At 68.5% G+C, this 17,654-nt stretch carries 16 protein-coding genes and 1 pseudogene; 7 read left to right on the top strand and 10 right to left on the bottom strand.

Annotated features, from left to right (window positions below; all coding sequences use genetic code 11):
* Positions 1 to 3: 3 nt before the first annotated feature.
* Complete coding sequence (gene hisB / locus NHN26_RS15460) at positions 4 to 591, bottom strand: imidazoleglycerol-phosphate dehydratase HisB (protein WP_253090258.1); 588 nt, start codon at positions 589 to 591, stop codon at positions 4 to 6.
* 136 nt (positions 592 to 727) lie between these two features.
* Here hisB and NHN26_RS15455 point away from each other — a divergent pair, with 136 nt between their 5' ends.
* A complete protein-coding gene (locus NHN26_RS15455) occupies positions 728 to 967 on the top strand; it encodes an Lrp/AsnC ligand binding domain-containing protein (RefSeq protein ID WP_132697159.1) in 240 nt (79 codons plus the stop codon).
* 12 nt (positions 968 to 979) lie between these two features.
* Here the strand turns inward: NHN26_RS15455 and NHN26_RS15450 are convergent, their stop codons facing one another.
* The 5 genes from NHN26_RS15450 to NHN26_RS15430 form a co-directional block, all read right to left on the bottom strand.
* The gene (locus NHN26_RS15450) at positions 980 to 1,849 is read right to left on the bottom strand and encodes a S8 family peptidase (RefSeq protein ID WP_253090257.1); all 870 of its coding nucleotides are present in this window, start codon (positions 1,847 to 1,849) and stop codon (positions 980 to 982) included.
* Positions 1,846 to 2,133, bottom strand: coding sequence for a hypothetical protein (locus NHN26_RS15445; protein ID WP_253090256.1), 288 nt, complete (start codon positions 2,131 to 2,133; stop codon positions 1,846 to 1,848). Before NHN26_RS15445 ends, NHN26_RS15450 begins: the two co-directional genes overlap by 4 nt.
* An 81-nt stretch (positions 2,134 to 2,214) precedes the next feature.
* The gene (locus tag NHN26_RS15440) at positions 2,215 to 2,613 is read right to left on the bottom strand and encodes an acyl-CoA thioesterase (protein ID WP_253090255.1); all 399 of its coding nucleotides are present in this window, start codon (positions 2,611 to 2,613) and stop codon (positions 2,215 to 2,217) included.
* Between the two features lie 90 nt (positions 2,614 to 2,703).
* Positions 2,704 to 3,870 carry an acetamidase/formamidase family protein gene (locus tag NHN26_RS15435; protein ID WP_253090254.1) on the bottom strand — a complete coding sequence of 389 codons (1,167 nt, stop codon included), beginning with the start codon at positions 3,868 to 3,870 and terminating at the stop codon, positions 2,704 to 2,706.
* A complete protein-coding gene (locus NHN26_RS15430; RefSeq protein WP_253090253.1) occupies positions 3,867 to 4,025 on the bottom strand; it encodes a hypothetical protein in 159 nt (52 codons plus the stop codon). The genes NHN26_RS15435 and NHN26_RS15430 overlap by 4 nt, the downstream gene beginning before the upstream one ends.
* Before the next feature lie 218 nt (positions 4,026 to 4,243).
* Here NHN26_RS15430 and NHN26_RS15425 point away from each other — a divergent pair, with 218 nt between their 5' ends.
* Entirely contained in the window at positions 4,244 to 5,611 is a 1,368-nt protein-coding gene (locus NHN26_RS15425) for a lipase/acyltransferase domain-containing protein (protein ID WP_253090252.1), read from the top strand.
* Here the strand turns inward: NHN26_RS15425 and NHN26_RS15420 are convergent.
* Positions 5,598 to 7,577 (bottom strand): DNA/RNA non-specific endonuclease, encoded by a 1,980-nt coding sequence (locus tag NHN26_RS15420; RefSeq protein ID WP_253090251.1) that lies wholly within the window; start codon positions 7,575 to 7,577, stop codon positions 5,598 to 5,600. The two genes, NHN26_RS15425 and NHN26_RS15420, sit on opposite strands and share 14 nt — an antisense overlap.
* A gap of 272 nt (positions 7,578 to 7,849) precedes the next feature.
* Here NHN26_RS15420 and NHN26_RS15415 point away from each other — a divergent pair, with 272 nt between their 5' ends.
* The 5 genes from NHN26_RS15415 to NHN26_RS15395 all read left to right on the top strand — a co-directional run bounded on the left by NHN26_RS15415 (position 7,850) and on the right by NHN26_RS15395 (position 15,032).
* Entirely contained in the window at positions 7,850 to 8,704 is an 855-nt protein-coding gene (locus tag NHN26_RS15415; protein WP_253090250.1) for an HTD2 family dehydratase, read from the top strand.
* The gene (locus NHN26_RS15410) at positions 8,701 to 9,915 is read left to right on the top strand and encodes a CoA transferase (protein WP_253090249.1); all 1,215 of its coding nucleotides are present in this window, start codon (positions 8,701 to 8,703) and stop codon (positions 9,913 to 9,915) included. The genes NHN26_RS15415 and NHN26_RS15410 overlap by 4 nt, the downstream gene beginning before the upstream one ends.
* Positions 9,916 to 10,184: 269 nt before the next feature.
* Positions 10,185 to 10,712 carry a putative pterin-binding protein gene (locus tag NHN26_RS15405; RefSeq protein WP_253090248.1) on the top strand — a complete coding sequence of 176 codons (528 nt, stop codon included), beginning with the start codon at positions 10,185 to 10,187 and terminating at the stop codon, positions 10,710 to 10,712.
* Positions 10,713 to 10,749: 37 nt separating this feature from the next.
* Positions 10,750 to 12,939: a hybrid sensor histidine kinase/response regulator gene (locus NHN26_RS15400; RefSeq protein WP_253090247.1), complete on the top strand. Its 2,190-nt coding sequence runs from the start codon at positions 10,750 to 10,752 to the stop codon at positions 12,937 to 12,939.
* Between the two features lie 65 nt (positions 12,940 to 13,004).
* Positions 13,005 to 15,032 carry a M3 family metallopeptidase gene (locus tag NHN26_RS15395; protein WP_253090246.1) on the top strand — a complete coding sequence of 676 codons (2,028 nt, stop codon included), beginning with the start codon at positions 13,005 to 13,007 and terminating at the stop codon, positions 15,030 to 15,032.
* 10 nt (positions 15,033 to 15,042) lie between these two features.
* Here NHN26_RS15395 and NHN26_RS15390 read toward each other — a convergent pair whose 3' ends face one another.
* The 3 genes and pseudogenes from NHN26_RS15390 to NHN26_RS15380 all read right to left on the bottom strand — a co-directional run.
* Positions 15,043 to 15,840 (bottom strand): DUF1194 domain-containing protein, encoded by a 798-nt coding sequence (locus NHN26_RS15390; RefSeq protein WP_253090245.1) that lies wholly within the window; start codon positions 15,838 to 15,840, stop codon positions 15,043 to 15,045.
* Positions 15,841 to 15,994: 154 nt separating this feature from the next.
* Positions 15,995 to 16,993, bottom strand: a complete 999-nt coding sequence (locus tag NHN26_RS15385; RefSeq protein WP_253090244.1) for a helix-turn-helix transcriptional regulator — start codon at positions 16,991 to 16,993, stop codon at positions 15,995 to 15,997.
* Between the two features lie 404 nt (positions 16,994 to 17,397).
* Positions 17,398 to 17,654, bottom strand: a pseudogene (locus tag NHN26_RS15380) (hypothetical protein); the annotation flags it as partial.

The following is a 17,654-nucleotide window of genomic DNA, read 5'->3' as shown; positions in this document are numbered from 1 at the left end:
CCCCTACAACGCCCCCTTGGTGGACGGGATCGCGTCGGCCTTGCGCGGATCGGTCTCGACCGCCTCGCGCAGGGCGCGCGCCACGGCCTTGAAGGCGGCCTCGGCGATGTGGTGGCTGTTGATCCCGTGCAGGCAGTCCACATGCAGCGTGATCCCCCCGTGCGTGGACAGCGCCTGGAAGAACTCGCGCACCAGTTCGGTGTCGAAGCTGCCGATCTTCGCGGTCGGGAAGTCGACGTTCCACACCAGGTAGGGTCGCCCCGAGAGATCGAGCGCGGCGCGCACCAGCGCATCGTCCATCGGCAAAAGGCACGCGCCATAGCGGCGGATGCCGCGCTTGTCGCCCAGCGCCTGCGCCAGCGCCTGGCCCAGCGCGATGCCCACATCCTCGACCGAATGGTGGTCGTCGATATGGGTGTCGCCCGTGCAGCGCACCCGCATGTCGATCAGAGAATGGCGCGCAAGCTGGTCCAGCATGTGGTCGAAGAAGCCCACGCCCGTCGCCATGTCGTAGGCGCCACTGCCGTCCAGATCGACCGCGACGCCGATATCGGTCTCTGCCGTCTTTCGCGTGATGCTTGCCTTGCGCATGGGGCGCCTCCTGCTCCGTCCGCGTTTCCCTTACACCGGGGCCTCCGGCGCTCCAAGCCCCGGGCGCGGCTTTTGCCGCTTGCCGGGGCGGGGCGGCCTCAATAGGTTTGCCCCAGACGTCGAGAGGAGCCGAGAGATGTCCACCTGTGTCTTCGTGCAACTGCGCTGCCGGCCGGGCAAGACCTACGAGGTGGCCGAGGATATCGTGCTGCGCGAACTGCATTCCGAGCTTTACTCGACCAGCGGGGTCTATGACCTCCTGCTCAAGCTCTACATTCCCGAGGGCGAGGATGTCGGCAAGTTCATCAATGACCGGCTGCTCGACATCCCCGGCATCGAACGCTCGCTGACCACGCTGACCTTCAAGGCGTTCTGAGCGGGCAGGGGATCAGAATTTCTCGACCACGGGAAACAGCGCATTCGATTTCGTGACGATGGCGCCGATGCGCACGAGTCCCTGAAGCCGCGCAAGCTGGGCATGGGCCTGCGCCGTGCTGGCCGTCACGCGACCTTCGGATTCGGCGACATGGGCGGCCTCGAGCAGGGCAAAACGCAACGTGTCGGCGCTGACCTCCGGGAAGGCCGAGAACAGCATTGCCGCCTGTCCGGACATGTAGCCCGCGCTGTAGGACGTCCCGTAGGACCTGCCGAACCGGCCCGTCACATGCTGGGCCCAGATCCGCGCCCAGCGGTGATCGCGCCAATAGTCGTTGACCGTCTCGGGCAGGGTGGCAGTGACCGTCAGCGCCCAATGCGCCCGCGCGGGGCAGGTCAGCGTGTCGGGTGCAGGCCCCTCATTGCCCGCGGCCACCACCACCAGAACCCCCGCCCGATAGGCCCGCTCGACCGCCTGGCAGAGCGGGCAGGCGTCCGGGCATCCGTCGGGCGCGAAGGACAGCGACAGGTTTGCGATGCGGTATGTCGGGAAGGCGGCCACCACCGCGTCCAGGGCGGCGATCACATCCTCGCGCCGCATCGGCGCCTCGGCCGGGATCACGCGGAAATTGCCCAGCCTTGTCTCGGGCGCCAGCACGGAAAGACAGGTGGCCACCGTGCTGCCGTGCCAGTTGCTGCTGTGGCGTGGGTGCCCCTCGCCGGTGAAGTCGCGCTCCTCTACCACCCTCGGGTCAAAGCCGTTGCGGGGCAGGAACCCGCTGTCGAGGATCGCCACCCCCACGCCCTGGCCGCGATAGCCCTGATCGTAAAGCTCCTGCGCCTCGACCCGGGCGCGGATCGAGGAGGAGGCTGCATCGGTCATCTGAGTTTCTGCAGGGTCGAGTCCGCAGCATATCCGGCCAGAAGGGCCGCGTTCCACTGGGTGATCTGGTCGGCAAGGGCAGCCAGAACGATCAGCCCGGCAAGACAGGAAAACAGCCCCAGCGCCAGATAGGGGCGTGCTACCCGCCAGACCCTGGGCAACACCCCCTCAAGCCCGGCGGCCTTGCCCTCGGGCTGGGGCAGCGCCTTGCGCAACACCGGCAGCAGGATGCTGATCGCCACGCCCAGGACAACCCACGGATAAAGCTCCAGAAACTCCGGCATCGCGCCCCCCCTGCCTGACGGCATCCCGCGCGAAGCGTAGCATTTACGCCCGTTTGGGGCCACAGAAATGGACGCGCGGGCTCAGGCCTCGATGCTGTCCCGCGGGACTGGCCGGGCCTTGCCGTCCTCGTCGATGGCGACGAAGGTGAAGATGCCGCGGGTCACCTGTTCGCTCCATTCCTGGCAGCGCGGGCGGTGCCAGGCGCGGACCTCGATCTTCATCGAGCTGCGGCCGACCGCAATGAGCTTGGCATAAAGCGTCACCTCGTCGCCCACCTTGACCGGTTTCAGGAACTGCATCCCGTCGACCGCGATGGTCGCCGCCCGCCCGCGCGAGACGCGCGCCGCGATACTGCCTGCGGCAAGGTCCATCTGCGCCATCAGCCATCCCCCGAAGATGTCGCCCGAGGGGTTGGTATCGGCCGGCATGGCGATTGTCCGGATGACCGGATCGCCGTTTTCCGGGGTGAGGTCTGGCATGGGGAGCGGGTTCCTTCTGCGGGACGGGACCCTGCGCCCTATAGCGGGTCGTCCGCGCGGGGAAAAGACGCCCCCGCGCGGACGGTCCGATCAGAGGCCGTACTGCTCGCGCGCGTAGCCACCCAGCCCCACCGCATCAAGCCGGTCGAGCGGGGCGAGGAAGGTCACCTGGATCACGCCGGGCGCGCGCCCGATCTCGATCGCGCCGGTGATCGTGGCGCGATTGCGGACCTCGGGCACACTCATGCCCAGAAGGGTCGCGGCGCGTTCCAGCCCGTTCGCGATGGCGTCGTTCAGGTTCGCGGCCGTCCCGATCACCGAGACCGGGGCGACCTCCTCCAGCCGGTCCACGCCCCATTGTGCGGCAAGCCGCGCCCCCTTGGCCTTTTCCTCGGCCGTGAAGGGGCGGGCCAAGGGCGGCAGATCCTCGACCAGCGGGAACAGCACCGGCCCGTCGATGGGATAGTCCTTCACCACCTCGACCTGAAGGGTCACGCTGCCGGCCACGTCCATCGTGTGGCCCGCGATCTCGCCGTCGCCCTGGCCCGCATGCATGTCGCCCATGTAGAGGCCCGCGCCCGGCACCTTGACCGGGCAGATCAGGATCGCGCCGGGGCGGACCGCGTCGATGTCCATGTGGCCATCGGTCTTGTGCTGCGCCAGTTCTTCGGCGGTGATCGCATAGGCGTGCGGCGCCCCCACCAGGAACGCGCCGAAATCGCCCGCGTTGTGGCTGTCGGGCATGGCCTTGGACGGGCAGGTGCCGAGTTGCCCCAGGAAGGGCCGCATGCGGACCAGCGCGCCCGGCATGTCGGAGGGCGCATAGACTAGGATCGAGTGCTGGCGGCTTTCGTCGGGCAGGGCGGAATAGTGATCGGCCGCCTGCGCGATCTTTTCTGCCGCCGGTTGCGGCAGGGTCAGGCCGACCGCGCGGGTTTCGTCGAAGGTGACGGTATAGCCATGCACGATGCGGAAGGGCGTGACCGGGTTGCCGCATGTGTCGCATTTCACCGCGTCCTGGCCGATCCCCTCGACATGGGTTTCGGGCCAGACCGTGTCGCAGGTGGGACACCGCGCGGCGACATAGGGGTCGCCCAGGCAGAATCCCTCGGGCGAGCTGTCATGGCCCGAGGCGGTGGCAATCGAGGTCACGGTGATGTCGCGGATCCGGATCGCGACCGCGTCGCCCGGCTCGGCCCCCGCGACCGCGACCGGTTGCGTCACCTCGTGCCCGCCGCGCAGGCTGGGCGTGATCATCGGCCCCCAGCAGCCGGCGCGGTATTGGCGATGATCGTGCCGCCATCCTCGACCGGACCCAGCATGGGCGCGTCGGGGTCGAGCACGCTGTTGGTGAAGCCTTGCACCACCACGCTGCGGCGGGTGGCGGTCGCATTCTGAGTTCCATCGGCCATTTCGGTTTCCTCCCTCAAGGTTCGCCTTCGAAGGTAGGTATCGGCCCGCGGTTTGTCGACGGGTGGCGGTTGTGCGCCGTCATTGCGCGGCTGCCGTAACCGCCGCATACTCCAGACCGTGGTCCGCACCGTTTCGGGAACGAGTGACCGGTTTTTCCCCGTCCGCAGGCCCCGAGGCCGCCCGTGCCCTGCATGTATCCTATCGGAGGAGAAGTTCCATGAAAGTCGCCTTTCTCGTTCCCGGCATCATGGCGACAAGGCTCGCGCTTGGCGCCGAGGAGGTCTGGCCGCCGACGCCGCTGGAAACCAAGTTCGGCTACAAGCGCATCGACAAGTTGCAGGATGACGCGGTCCTGCCCACGGAACTGATCTACAACGTCCTGAGTTTCCGGTTCTACTCGACGGTGCGCGACCTGCTGGCGGGGACGGGCTATACGCCGGGCGGGGCGCAGAAACGCTATGTCGATTTTCCCTATGACTGGCGGCGCGACCTGTTCGAGACGGTCGATGTCATGGCCGCCCGGTTGCAGGCGCTGCATGACGAGGGTGCCGAGGAAATCGCGCTGGTCGGCCATTCGATGGGCGGGCTTCTGTGCCGGTTGCTTCTCGAATGCGGGCGGTTCGAGAACGAGGCGTGGTTCCCCAAGATCACCCTTTTCGTGGCGCTGGCCTCGCCCCATCTGGGGGCGCCTCTGGCGCTGGCGCGCATCTTCGGCGTGGACAGCACGCTGGGGATCAAGGGCAGCGATTTCGCCAGGCTGGCCGCGAACCCGAAATATCCCTCGGGCTACCAGCTGATCCCCGCGCCGGGCGAACAGGCGATCTGGGATCTGGCCAGTGCCGATCTGGCCGCGCTCGACCCCTATGACCCCGCGATGGCGCCCCGACTGGGCATGGTGCCCGCGCTGGTCGAGCGGGCAAGGGCACTGCATGACGTTCTGGGGCAGGGCAACCAGCCCGGCCATGTGCGCTATTTCTACTTCGCGGGTGTGGGCCACAAGACGGTGACGCGGGTGAACGTGGCGCTGGGCGATGCGGCGCAGGCCGATCACGGCAAGACGGTGATGACCAAGACGCCCGATGGCGGCGACGGCACGGTGCCGATCTACAGCGCGCTGCCCCGGATCGGCCAGCGGCAACTGGTGGTCAATGAACATTCCACCGTGTTCGAGGGCGTGCCGTTCAAGCGTGTCTTCTTCCGGCTGTTCGGGGCCGATGCCGGTCCGCCTGTGGAACTGGCGGGCGGCGAGGCGGCGCATATGACCGTCGCGCTCAGCATCGACCAGCCGGTGCAGCCGGTGGGCGAGCCGATCGAGGTCACGCTGTCGATCCTGCCCCCCGCGGGCGAGGCCGATCAGCAGACCGCGACCACGATCGAGGGGCGCTTCATCCTCGACAGGGTGGATGACGAGGGGAGGATCGTCGAGCGCGGCTTTCGCGAGACGGCGCTTGCCTATGACGGGCCGGGGATCAACCGGCTGACCGTGCATCTGCCCGCCATCGTCGAACCCGGCCTGTTCCTGCTGCGCTTTGCAAGCGGGGCGCAGGCCGAGAACGATGTCCGTTTCGCCGTCAGCGAGGCGTAGCCGCCAGCGTCAGATCGCCCGGACCGCGCACGCGCATAACCTGACGGCCGAACGCGGCCTCGTGCATATCGGCGACATGCAGTGGATCGGCCTCTTTCAGCCTGCCGAAATCTAGCCCCGTTGCCCCCTCGATCAGCGCCAGCGGCACCTGATAGGTTTCATAGGCGCCCAGTACGAATTCGGCCTCGGTCAGGCCCTTGATGATCTCGCCATGGCTGAGCACATAGCCGGTGGCCGACAGCGCGCCGTCATCGGCCCGCCGCATAACCGCCACCTTCCAGAACTCGCGCGGGATGGCGATATCCTCGGCGCCGGGCTGGTTCTTCAGCCGCCGGTCGTCGTCGCGGAAGACCGGGCCGGTCAGCACGCTGACCTTGAAGCCGTATTCCTCCGACGCATCGAGGATGTAATCCTCGAGCCCCACCCAGTCGCGCTGGTTCAGTTGTTCGTGCTGCGGGGCGGAATTGGTATAATGGAAGGTGTCGGCCTGCGCCTTGAGGATCGTCGCCTCGTCATTGATGTCCTCGGCCCAGCACGGGTCCAGTCGGCGCACCATGTGGCCCTTGTCCAGCGGGTTCGAGCGGTAAAGCTCGTTGCCTGCCTGATGCGCCCGGTCAAGCCGTCCGTCCAGACGCCAGGTGCCCCGCCGCGGAACGCGCCGCAGCCGGGCGCCGTCGATATTGACAGCCGTCAGCAGCGGCAGCTTGCGCGAGGCGCTTTGCCAGACCGAGAAATGCACATAGCGCAATTCCGTGCCGCCGTCCGCGACCGGGGCAAGATCGGCCTGCCATGCGCCAAGGCCGGGCAGGGCGGTCTCGACCCCCAGAAACGCGCGGTCGAACCCCTCGCGGTCGGCGAAATCCGCGCGGCTCGTCTCGATCTCTGCATCCGCTGCCACGCCCCCCAGCGCGGGCATGGCGATCTGCGATTTCAGCCGGCGCAGCGCCGCGGCGACGGTGCTCGAGGGGACGGCGACGTTGCGTTCCTGCGCGGCGCCCGCAAAATGCAGCCCCACCGCCTCGCCGGTTTCGGTGGCGATCACGACCGAGCCCGAATTGCCCCCCAGCGTCGAGGCGTCATGTTCCAGCATCCAGGCATCGGCCCGCATCACCCGGCCCGGCGCGCAGCGTTTGACCCCGAACCGGTCGCCGAAGAAGGACACGATCAGATGCCGGGGATTGTCGCGCGGGTCGCGTTCGGGATAGCCGATCACCGAAATCGGCGTCTCGGCCCCGGGCAGGTCCGCGGCCAGCGGCACCGGTTCCGCGCCCGGCGCGTGAACCTTGAGGAAGGCCATGTCCGGCTCGCCCGAGCCCGCGACCCAGAGGATGCCGGTCACAAAGGCCGCGCGGGTCGGATCCTCGGGCGTGTCGATCTGTTCCAGCGGGTTCAGCCGCACCTCGATCCTGCGGTCGAACTGGCCCTCCTGGAACTCCCAGTCCTCGCCCATCCAGCGCCGCGCGAAAAGCTCTGCGACATGGCGGTTGGTCACCGCGATGCCGTCATCGACCAGCCAGCCAGTCCCGGCATATTCGCGAAAGCCGTTGAACAGGTTCAGCCGCCCTGCCGCCATCGCCCGGGTCTCGACCAGCATGCGCTGCGCCTCGAACAGGTCGCGGTCGTCGAAATCGAGATCCATCCCCTCCATCAATTGCCGGGCGATGTCCGAAAGCCCCTCGCGCGCGCTGAGGATCCTGTCGCGGGACATGTAGAAGGACGGCCGCAGCGTGCTGCGCACGATCGCCTCGACCGCCGCGCCGCCGCGCGTGGCAAAGGCGCTTTCCTCCTCGCCCCGGTCAAGCCCCGCCATCGCTTCGTCCAGTTCGAAGGTCACGAAGCCCGCATCGCCCGCTTCGGTCCCCGCGGCGCCGGGCGGGGTAAAATGGTCCAGCACGTCGCGCGCCCGTTCCAGGGCCTCGGTGAAATGCGTGTCGCGTCCGCGAAGCTTGCCAAGCGCGGTGGGCATGGGGATGGCTCCTGCTGCTTATGGGTTGCAGGATCATCCTGAGCCTTCTCCTCGGGGTCTGGCAAGCCGGGAATGCCGCACCGTTCACGGCATTTTTCCGCCGCGAGACTGCTGGGCGCATTGCCTCACCTGCGTTCGCTTGATCATCGGGGGCACACCTCCATATCATGGTCCCAAGCTTTGGCGCGCGGCCGCGACCGCCGGATTGCCCGGGAAAGGGCGGCCCGAGAGCATGAAGCAGAACGAAAGACAAAGTCGGGGGGACAGAACGCATGACGATGGTCGAGGCGACGCATCAGCACTGGATCGGGCGGACCGAGACGCGGACGGGTTGCCTGACGGTGGACCTGGCCGGGATGCTTGCCGGTGCGCTGGGCCATGCCGCAGCCCCCGTGCCCGACCTCGCGCCCGGCGCGCCGATGCCGCCGCTCTGGCACTGGGCGGCCTTTCCCGAATTCGTGCCGCTGTCCGAACTTGGCAGCGATGGCCACCCGCGGCTGGGCGGCTTCCTGCCGCCCTTGCCCTATTCGCGGCGGATGTGGGCAGGCGGGCGGCTGCGCTTCGAGGGCAGGTTCGCCATCGGCGAGGCGTTGCACAAACGCTCGGAAATCCTGGCGGTGGACGAAAAGCAGGGCGCGACCGGGCCGATGGTCTTCGTGCGTGTCGGCCACCGGATCGAGGGCGCGGCGGGCGGGGTGATCGAGGAAGAACAGGACATCGTCTACCTGGACATCCCCGAGACGTTCACGCCCCCCAGGAAACTGCCCTTGCCCGAGGCGCCCGCCTTCGACGAGTGCGTGGTGGTGAACGAGGCGCGGTTGTTCCGCTATTCGGCGGCCACCTACAACGCCCACCGCATCCACTACGACCTGCCCTATGCCCGTGAGGTCGAGAAATATCCGTCCCTTGTCGTGCATGGGCCGATGCAGGCCAGCCTGGTGATGGAGGCGGGGCTGCGCCATGTCGGCGGTGCGCCGCGCGCCTTCCGGTTCCGCGGGGTGCATCCGATGTTCGCCGACGAGGACATGCGCCTGATCGGCACCCGCACCGAGGATGGCGCGGTCGAGCTTTGCACCGGCACGCCCTCGGGGCATCAATGTCTTCAGGCCCGGCTGGAGGTGGCGTGATGGGTGTTCTCAAGGGTATGCGCGTGGTCGAGGGCTCGGCCTTCGTGGCGATCCCGCTGGCGGGGATGACGCTGGCGCAGATGGGGGCGGACGTGATCCGCTTCGACCGGCTGGAGGGCGGGCTTGACCACCACCGCTGGCCGGTCACGCAGGACGGCAAAAGCCTGTTCTGGGCCGGGCTCAACAAGGGCAAGCGCTCGATCGCGATCGACATGCGCCACCCGCGCGGGCGCGAGATCATCACCGAGATCATCTGCGCGCCGGGGCCGGATGCGGGCCTGTTCCTGACCAATCTGCGCGTGCGCGGCTGGATGGATCACGAGACGCTGTCGATCCGTCGCCCCGATCTGGTCATGGTCACGCTGATGGGCGACCGGCATGGCCACCCGGCGGTCGATTACACGGTGAACCCCGCGGTGGGCTTTCCCGAAGCGACCGGCCCCGAGGGCAGCGCCGATCCCGTCGCCCATGTGCTGCCCGCCTGGGATTGCATCGCGGGCAACATGGCGGTCACGGGTCTGCTGGCGGCGGAGCGCCACCGGCTGCGCACCGGGCAGGGCCAGTCGGTCGAGATCACGCTGAAGGATGTCGCCGCGGCGATGCTGGGCAATCTCGGCATCATCGGCGAGGTGGCGGTGAACGGCGTCGACCGGCCGAAAAACGGCAACGCGCTTTACGGCGCATATGGGCAGGACTTCGTCTGTGCCGATGGCGAGCGGGTGATGGTGATCGGGCTGACCGACCGGCAATGGCGCGGGCTGGTCGAGGTGACGGGCAGCGGCGCGGCGATCGCGGCGCTTGAGGCGGAACTGGGCACCAGCCTTGCCGACGAGGGCGCGCGCTGGCTGCACCGGGCGCGGATCACCGCGATCCTGGCGCCCTGGTTCGCCGCGAACCGCGTGGCCGAGTTCGGCGCGGCCTTCGACAAGGCGGGCGTGACCTGGTCGCTGTTCCGCAGCTTCGCCCGCGCGCTTGCCGAAGACCCCGATTTCTCGCCCCAGAACCCGATCTTTGCCGAGATCGACCAGCCGGGCATCGGTCGCTACCCGGTGCCGGGCTCGCCTTTCGCGTTTTCCGCCGCAGGCCGCGAGCCCCCGGCGCCCGCGCCGCTTCTGGGCCAGCATACCGAGGAAATCCTGGCCGATGTCGCGGGCCTGCCGGGTGGCGAGATCGCGCGGCTGTTCGACGAAGGCATCGTCAAGGGCGCCTGAGCCGGGACATGCACCCGATTGGGGAATGATTCGTGCCCGCATCGTCAGCGTAACGGCGCGGAGAGGCCTCGATTGCAGCGTTTCGCGAAACAGGAACTTCGGAAAATTTTAGTCTTACTGTCCGTGTTTCGCCGCTGGAAACGGTTTAACCACTTCCGCAGCTTCATCCCGCGGCCCTGTCCTTTAGGCGCTATTGTGTCGCCGTCGGCTCTGTCTGTCGCCGCGAGGGGACCGGCGCACCGGGCCATGAGGAACGGAGATTGCAGAACATGCCCCAGATCGCGAAACCCTCCGTTTTCGTCGGCGCCCTTGTCGTGTCGGCCCTTATCACGCCGGGGCTGCATGCCGATCCCGCGCCCCTGCCGTTTCCGTCGGGCCCGGTCGTGCTGACGGTGACCGGCGACATCGCGGTCGCCAATGAGGGCACGGCGGCCGTCTTCGACCTGGACATGCTGCGCGCGCTGCCCGCCGAGACGATCAGAACCACGACGATCTGGACCACGGGCGAGCTGGAGCTGACCGGCGTGCCGCTGAACGCGCTGCTGGCGCGGCTGGGCGTCGATGGTGGACGGCTGACGGCAACGGCGATCAACGATTACGCGGTCGAGATCCCGGTGTTGGAGGCGGTGCCGGGCGGCCCCATCGTCGCCTATCTGGAGGACGGCGCCGAGATGCCGCGGCGCAAGCGTGGGCCGCTGTGGATCGTCTATCCCTTTGACGAAAACCCTGCCTATCGCTCGGACGTGATCTATTCGTGCAGCATCTGGCAGCTCGACCGCATCGACGTGGCACGGTGAGGCCAGAGGTATGCGCGCTAAGGCCTTCTCCCGTATTTTGACCCGACGGTTCGCGGCGTGGCGCGCGCAGGCCGCGATCCTGGCGGCGATGCTGTCGCTGCTGATCGGGATCACCGCCTTCCTGTCGCTGGATGTGATGCGACGGGTCGACCGGCTGGCCATGGCTCATTCGGACAATGTGCAATGGACTTTTGCCTCGGTCATGGTCGAGCTTGTCGACCTTGAGAAGGCGCTTCTGGCGGCCGAACGGGACGGTCTGCCGCTGGACGAGGTGCGCCGCCGCTTCGACATCCTGCACAACCGCGCCGATATCGCGACCAATGGCGCGATCTATGCCGAGATGATCGCCCGTGCGGGCCTCGCGCCCGAAGCAGCGCAGGTCTGGCGCGCGCTTGCCGCCGCCGAACCGCTGATCGACGGCCCGGACGAGGCGCTGGCCGCCGCGCTGCCCGCGCTGCGCGGGGAACTGGGCGACTTGCGCGCGCCCTTCCGCGCGATGGCGCTGGGCGGGGTGCAGTTGCTGGCGGTCGATGCCGATCACCAGCGCGATAGGGTGGTGGAACTGCTCACGCGGCTTGCACTGGTCACCACGGGGCTGGTGGTTCTGCTGCTGGTCTCGCTTGCGATCCTCGCGCGGCTGAACCGCGACATGGGGCGGCGGACGCGGGCGCTGGAAATGACGACCTCGCGGCTTTGCGCCACCGTATCCAGCGCGATCGACGCGGTGGTGGTGGCCGATGGCGAGGGGCGCATCCTCGATTTCAACCCGGCGGCCGAGGCGATCTTCGGTTTTCGCCGCGACGAGGTCATCGGCCGGTGCATGGACGAGATGATCGTGCCCGAAAGTGTCCGCCTCCGCCTTCAGGCCGGGATGGAACGGTTCCGTGAAACCGGCGAGTTGCGGCTTTTCGCAGGTGGCCGCGTCGAGATGGAGGCGCGGCGCAAGACTGGCGAGGTATTCCCGGCCGAGATCTCGGTCAGCATTGCCGACAGCGAAAGCGGCAAGATCCTGGTGTCGTTCCTGCGCGATATCTCGGCGCGCAAGGCGGCCGAGGCCGAACTGATGCGCGCCCGCGACGACGCGCTGGCGGGCGAAAAGGCCAAGGCGAACCTGCTGGCGGTGATGAGCCACGAGATGCGCACGCCGCTGAACGGCATGCTGGGTGCGATGGAACTGATGCGCGACACGTCGCTTGATGCCGACCAGCAGGAACTTCTGTCGATCATGGACTCCTCGGGGCGGTTGTTGCTGCACCATGTCAACGACGTGCTCGATATCTCCCATCTCGACTCGGGGTGCGCGGCGGCGGATGCCGAGGTTTTCGACCTCGACGCGCTTCTGGCCGAAACGGTCGCGATGCATGGCTCGCTCGCCGCGGCGGGCGACAATCGGCTGGTGCTGGAAACCGGGGACGGGCTGGGCCATGTGACGGGCGATCCGCGGCGGCTGCGCCAGATCCTTGTCAACCTGATCGGCAACGCGCTGAAATTCACCTGCGGCGGCACGGTAACGTTGGCCGTTGCGCGCGTCGGCATGACCGATGGGGTCGAGATAGCCGTGCGTGATACCGGGATCGGGATCTTGCCCGGGGATCTTGGGCGCATCTTTGACGAGTTCTTCACCGCCGATCCGACCTATGGCCGCCGCGCGGACGGCACCGGGCTGGGACTTGCGATCACCGCGCGGCTGGTGCGGCTGCTGGGCGGAGAGATCGAAGTGGACAGCATGCCCGGCACGGGCAGCACCTTTACCGTGCGGCTGTCGCTTGCCGCCCGGCCCGCAACCGGCGCCCAGCCCGCCGCAGCGTCCGACGCCGAGGGTCTCGCGGCCGACCCCCTGCGTATCCTTCTGGTCGAGGACAATCGCGTGAACCGGCGCGTCGCGCGGGCGATGCTGGAAGGTCTTGGCCATGACGTGACCGAGGCCGCGGACGGTATCGAAGGCGTCGAGATGGCCTTTGCGAGTGCCTATGACGTGATCCTGATGGATGTCAGCATGCCCCGGCTCGACGGGGTCGAGGCAACCCGCCGGATCCGGCTGGGCGGGCGCTCGCGCAATGCCCGGATCATCGCATTGACCGCGCATGCAATGCCGCAGGAGATCGAGGGGTTCCGCCGCGCGGGCATGGACGAGATCGGCTCGAAGCCGGTCTCGCGTCGCCATCTGGCCGCGCTTCTGGCCCAGCGGGTGCCCGGTTCGGACGCGGCCGGCTGTGCTGCGGAATAGTCGTGGCCGGGATCCGGCTTGCGCCGCCCCGCGATCCGGCTAGCTTTGCGGCAAACGGAGGCTCCATGACCAATTCCCTGCTCGCGCCGCGCGCCGCGCCCTTTGACCTGCCCGATTTCGCCGCCGTCACGGATGCGGAGTTCGCCCCCGCCTTCGAGACCGCGCTGGCCGAGGCCCGCGCCCAGATCGACGCCATCGCCGCCAATCCCGCACCGCCCGATTTCGCCAACACCATCGAGGCGCTGGAACTGTCCGGGCGCGCGCTGTCCGACGTGCTGTCGGTATTCTTCCTGTTCGCCTCGGTCGATTCCACGCCCGAGCGCGAGGCGCTGCAACGCGCGTTTTCGCCGAAACTCGCCGAGTTCTCGTCCGATGTCGTTCTGAACGCCGCCCTTTTCGCGCGGATCGACGCGCTTTGGCAGGGGCGTGCGGCGCTGGATCTGACCCCCGAACAGGCCCGCCTGCTTGAGGTCAAGCACCGCGACTTCATCCGCGCGGGCGCGGCGCTGGCCGAGGAAGGGCGCGCGCGGTTGCGGGCGATCAACACGCGGCTGGCCGAGCTTGGCACCGCGTTTGCGCAAAACCTGCTGGCCGACGAACGCGACTGGACGATGCTGCTGGCCGAAACCGATCTGGACGGGCTGCCCGGCTTCGTCATCGAGGCCGCCCGCGCCGCCGGGGCCGAGCGCGATGGCGCGGGGCCGGTGGTGACGCTGTCGCGCTCGCTGATCGTGCCGTTCCTGCAATTCTCGCCCCGCCGCGACCTGCGCGAACGGGCCTGGCGGGCCTGGGTGGCGCGCGGCGCGCGCGGTGGCGCGACCGACAACCGTGCCATCGTGGCCGAGACGCTGGCGCTGCGGGCCGAACGCGCGGCGGTGCTGGGCTTTGACAGTTTCGCCGCCGGCAAGCTGGAAACCGAAATGGCCAAGACCCCGCAGGCGGTGCGCGATCTGCTGATGGCGGTCTGGGCTCCGGCACGGGCGCGGGCCGAGGCCGATGCGGCCATTCTGGAGGCGATGCTGGCCGCGGACGGCCACCCCGCGCCGCTGGAGCCCTGGGACTGGCGCTACTATGCCGAGAAACGGCGCATGGCCGAGCATGATCTGGACGAGGCCGCGCTGAAACCCTTCCTGCAACTGGACCGGATGATCGAGGCGGCCTTCGACTGTGCGCACAGGCTTTTTGGGCTGGAGTTCACGCCGCTTGATGTGACGCTGCATCATCCCGACGCCCGCGCCTGGGAGGTCACGCGCGAGGGCCGCCACATGGCGGTCTTCATCGGCGATTACTTCGCCCGGCCCGGCAAGCGTTCGGGCGCCTGGTGCACCGCGCTGCGCGCCCAGCAGAAGCTGGCGGACGAGATCCGGCCGCATGTGCTGAACGTGTGCAATTTCTCCAGACCGGCCGAGGGGCGGCCTGCTTTTCTGTCCTGGGATGACGCGCGCACGCTGTTCCACGAGTTCGGCCATGCGCTGCACCAGATGCTGAGCGATGTGACCCATGAAAGCCTGTCGGGCACATCGGTCGCGCGCGATTTCGTGGAACTGCCCAGCCAGCTTTACGAGCACTGGCTTGAGGTACCCGAGGTGCTGGAACGCTTTGCCACCCATGCCGAGACCGGCGCGCCGATGCCCGCCGATATGCTGACCCGCCTGCTGGGGGCGGCGAAGTTCGACATGGGGTTCCAGACGGTCGAGTTCATCGCCTCGGCGCTGGTCGATCTGGATTTCCACGAAGGCCCGCCGCCCGCCGACCCGATCCAGCGTGAGGCCGAGGTCTTGCAGGCGATCGGCATGCCGCGGGCCATCGGGATGCGCCACGCGACGCCGCATTTCGCCCATGTCTTCTCGGGCGGGGGCTATGCCGCGGGCTACTACTCCTACATGTGGTCCGAGGTGATGGATGCCGACGCCTTCGCGGCCTTTGACGAGGCGGGCGACCCGTTCGACCCCGAAACCGCCCGCGCGCTGGAGGCGCATATCCTCTCGGCCGGGGGCACGGCCGAGCCGGACGCGCTTTACGTTGCCTTCCGTGGCCGCCTGCCGGGGATCGAGGCGCTTCTGAAGGGGCGGGGGCTGGACGCGGCGGCCTGAGGGGGCGCGCTCAGGGATCGCCCCAGAACCGGCGGCGCTCCTGCCACATCCGTTCGCCGATCATGCAGTCATATCCTGCCACCCGGGTCAGGTGTTCCGGCTCGGGCGGTGGCAGCGCCGCGATCTCGCGCACCAGCTTGCGGCGGACGGAATCGGTGAAGTCGGCCCAGTCCTGCACCGGCTGCACAAAGGCGCCCGGCCCGCCGATCACGCAGTTCTCGTAATAGGCGTCCAGATCGTCCAGGTGCCAGGCCGCCCCCATCCCGTCGCGCGTCATCAGCGGCAGCCCGTTGATCACGATGCCCCGGGCGATCACCGCGTCGCGTGCCTCGGTCACCGGGCGGCCCTCGTTGTTTGGGCCGTCGCCCGAAATGTCGATCACCTGCCGCAACCCGGCATAGGCGTTGCCCTCGATCATCGCGGCGCCGAAGACCAGCGCCTCGGAGATCGAGGTCCGCTGCATGGGCGCGCTTGTCCCGTCGACCAGCACCGCGGCCATGGCGACCAGGTCCGCGCGCGTTTCCACAAGCCGCCAGTCAATCACCACCTTATGGCCGCCCGCCCATTCGACATAGGCCAGCGCGATCCGGCCCAGAAGCCCCCCGCGCACCGCCGCATGCACCGCATCCGAATCCAGCGCGGCCGCATAGCCCCGGCGCTGGATTTCCAACTCGCGCGGGCTCATCGAGCGCGAGACATCGGCCATCAGCACCAGTTCCAGGTCGACCTCGATGCGGTCACCGGCACCGGCGGTGGCGGAGGCGGCAAGGCACAGGGCCGCCGCCAGCAGGGGGCGAAAGGGGCGCATGGGATCAGGATGCGGGGCAGGGGGGACGGGGGTCCAATCACAATGGCTCGACATCGGCCCAGATCGGGTCCGGCGCGGGAGGACGTTTGCCGTCCGCCCAGGGGCACGAAATACAATGTCGGCTCCCCGGGGCGTCCGGAGGCGCCTGGGCCTTCTAGGGCAGGGCGGGAAAGTCCGTCCGGCGGTGCCGTTCCACGAGTTCGCGCAGCCCGTCGGGTTCCAGCACCTCCACCTTGTCGCCCCACTGATAGAGATGCCACGCCATTTCCAGCCAACCCGAGGCCCGGAAACGCACGATCAGCGCCCCGTCAGGCGCCTCGGTCATCTGCTGGCCGGGGTGAAAGACGAATTGGAGGGCGGTGGGTGCGGCCGAGGGAGCAAAGCGCCAGGCCACCTCTCCGAATTCCCGCGCGGCGTGGAACGAACCGAAGGCGCGCGCGGCGTGGGCCTCGAGGCTGAACCCGGGGTCGCGGCAGAAGGATTGCGGCTCCAGCCGCGCGGCATGAACGCGGTCCAGGCGGAAATGCCGCAGCCCGCCGTCCCCGTCCGGTTCCCGCGCCACCAGATAGCGACGGGTCCCAAGCAGCAGGCCATAGGGTTCGACCACCCGTGCTCTCGGGGCATTGTCGCGCTCCCCGGCATAGACGATGGTCAGGACATTCGGCGCCTTCAGCGCCTCTGCGATCGTGTCGAGCAGCACGGGGTCGATGCGCACCCGCGGACCGGGGCGCGAGGCGAAGCCATGCGCTTCCAGCATGGCCTCGGCATCGGCCTCGGCGCGGCGGGCATGCGGCCCGGGCATGCTGGCCAGCAGGCGGTCGCGCAGCGAGGCCAGCGCCCTGACCTCGTTGGTCGCGCCCTCGCGCTCGGCACGGCGGATGGCGAGGTCGATGGCCGCAAGTTCGCTGTCGCGGATGCCGCGCGCCCGCATCAGCCGGGCATCCTCGCCCCTCAGCGACCAGAATTTGCGGCGCTGCGTATCGGTGTGGGTCTCGACATTGGGAAAGCAGGCCTCGAGCGCCCGTGTCATGCGCTGCGCCGTGCGGCGGTCGACACCGAATTCGTCCTCGATCTCCTGCAGCGCAACGCCCATGTGTCGCGCGGCGGCCATCTCGGCAAGTCGCAGCAGGTCTGAGGCTTTTGCAAAGGACATGGGGACACCATGACAGGAAATGACATCTATGGGAGGTAAATGGATTGATGCGGCCTGTCGATGCGATTCCGCCCTCTGGCAATTGGTCTCAAGTGAACTGTTTCATGACGATGGGGGCTGTCGGCAGGCCGCACCCCAAGGCTAGGGGGCATCGGGGAAGTCGATCGGGGCTCGGACCGCCCATTCTTCTTCGGCTCGCAGCCCGCCTGCGTGGGTAATGCGGGGCCTCGGTCCCGGTCAGGTACGCACCGTCAGCGCCCTTGGCCCCGGTTCCGTCAGGCCGATGCGCCGGTCCCTTGAGGCTGGGCCTCAAGGGTCGGGACCCAGGACGCGCGGCGCAGGACCGGGCCGACATGTGTTCGCAAGGGCGGGAGTGATGCTTCCACCCTTGTTCGATCGTCCGTTCAGAAGTCCTGCCAAGTGGTCAAGTCGTTTGCGGCGGCCTTTTTCCTAGGGGCGGGTTCGGCGGCCGGGCGGGGGGCGGCGGCGGGGGTCTGGCCCGGACTGGCGGGCGCGGTTCTGCCCGCCGCTTGCCGGGCCGGGTCGACCAGGCGGAGCGGGGTCATGGCGCCGGGCTGTGCGGGTCGGGCGGGCGCGCCGCCCTGCAGGCGGAACCGGGCCACGAGGCCCTGCAGCGTCTCGGCCTCGTGGCGCAGCGTCG

It is taken from the genome of Rhodovulum tesquicola (genome assembly GCF_024128855.1).
Taxonomy (GTDB): Bacteria; Pseudomonadota; Alphaproteobacteria; order Rhodobacterales; family Rhodobacteraceae; genus Rhodovulum; species Rhodovulum tesquicola.
Note: the sequence above shows the minus strand (reverse complement) of the source record. Positions and strands in the feature narration are given on the sequence as shown.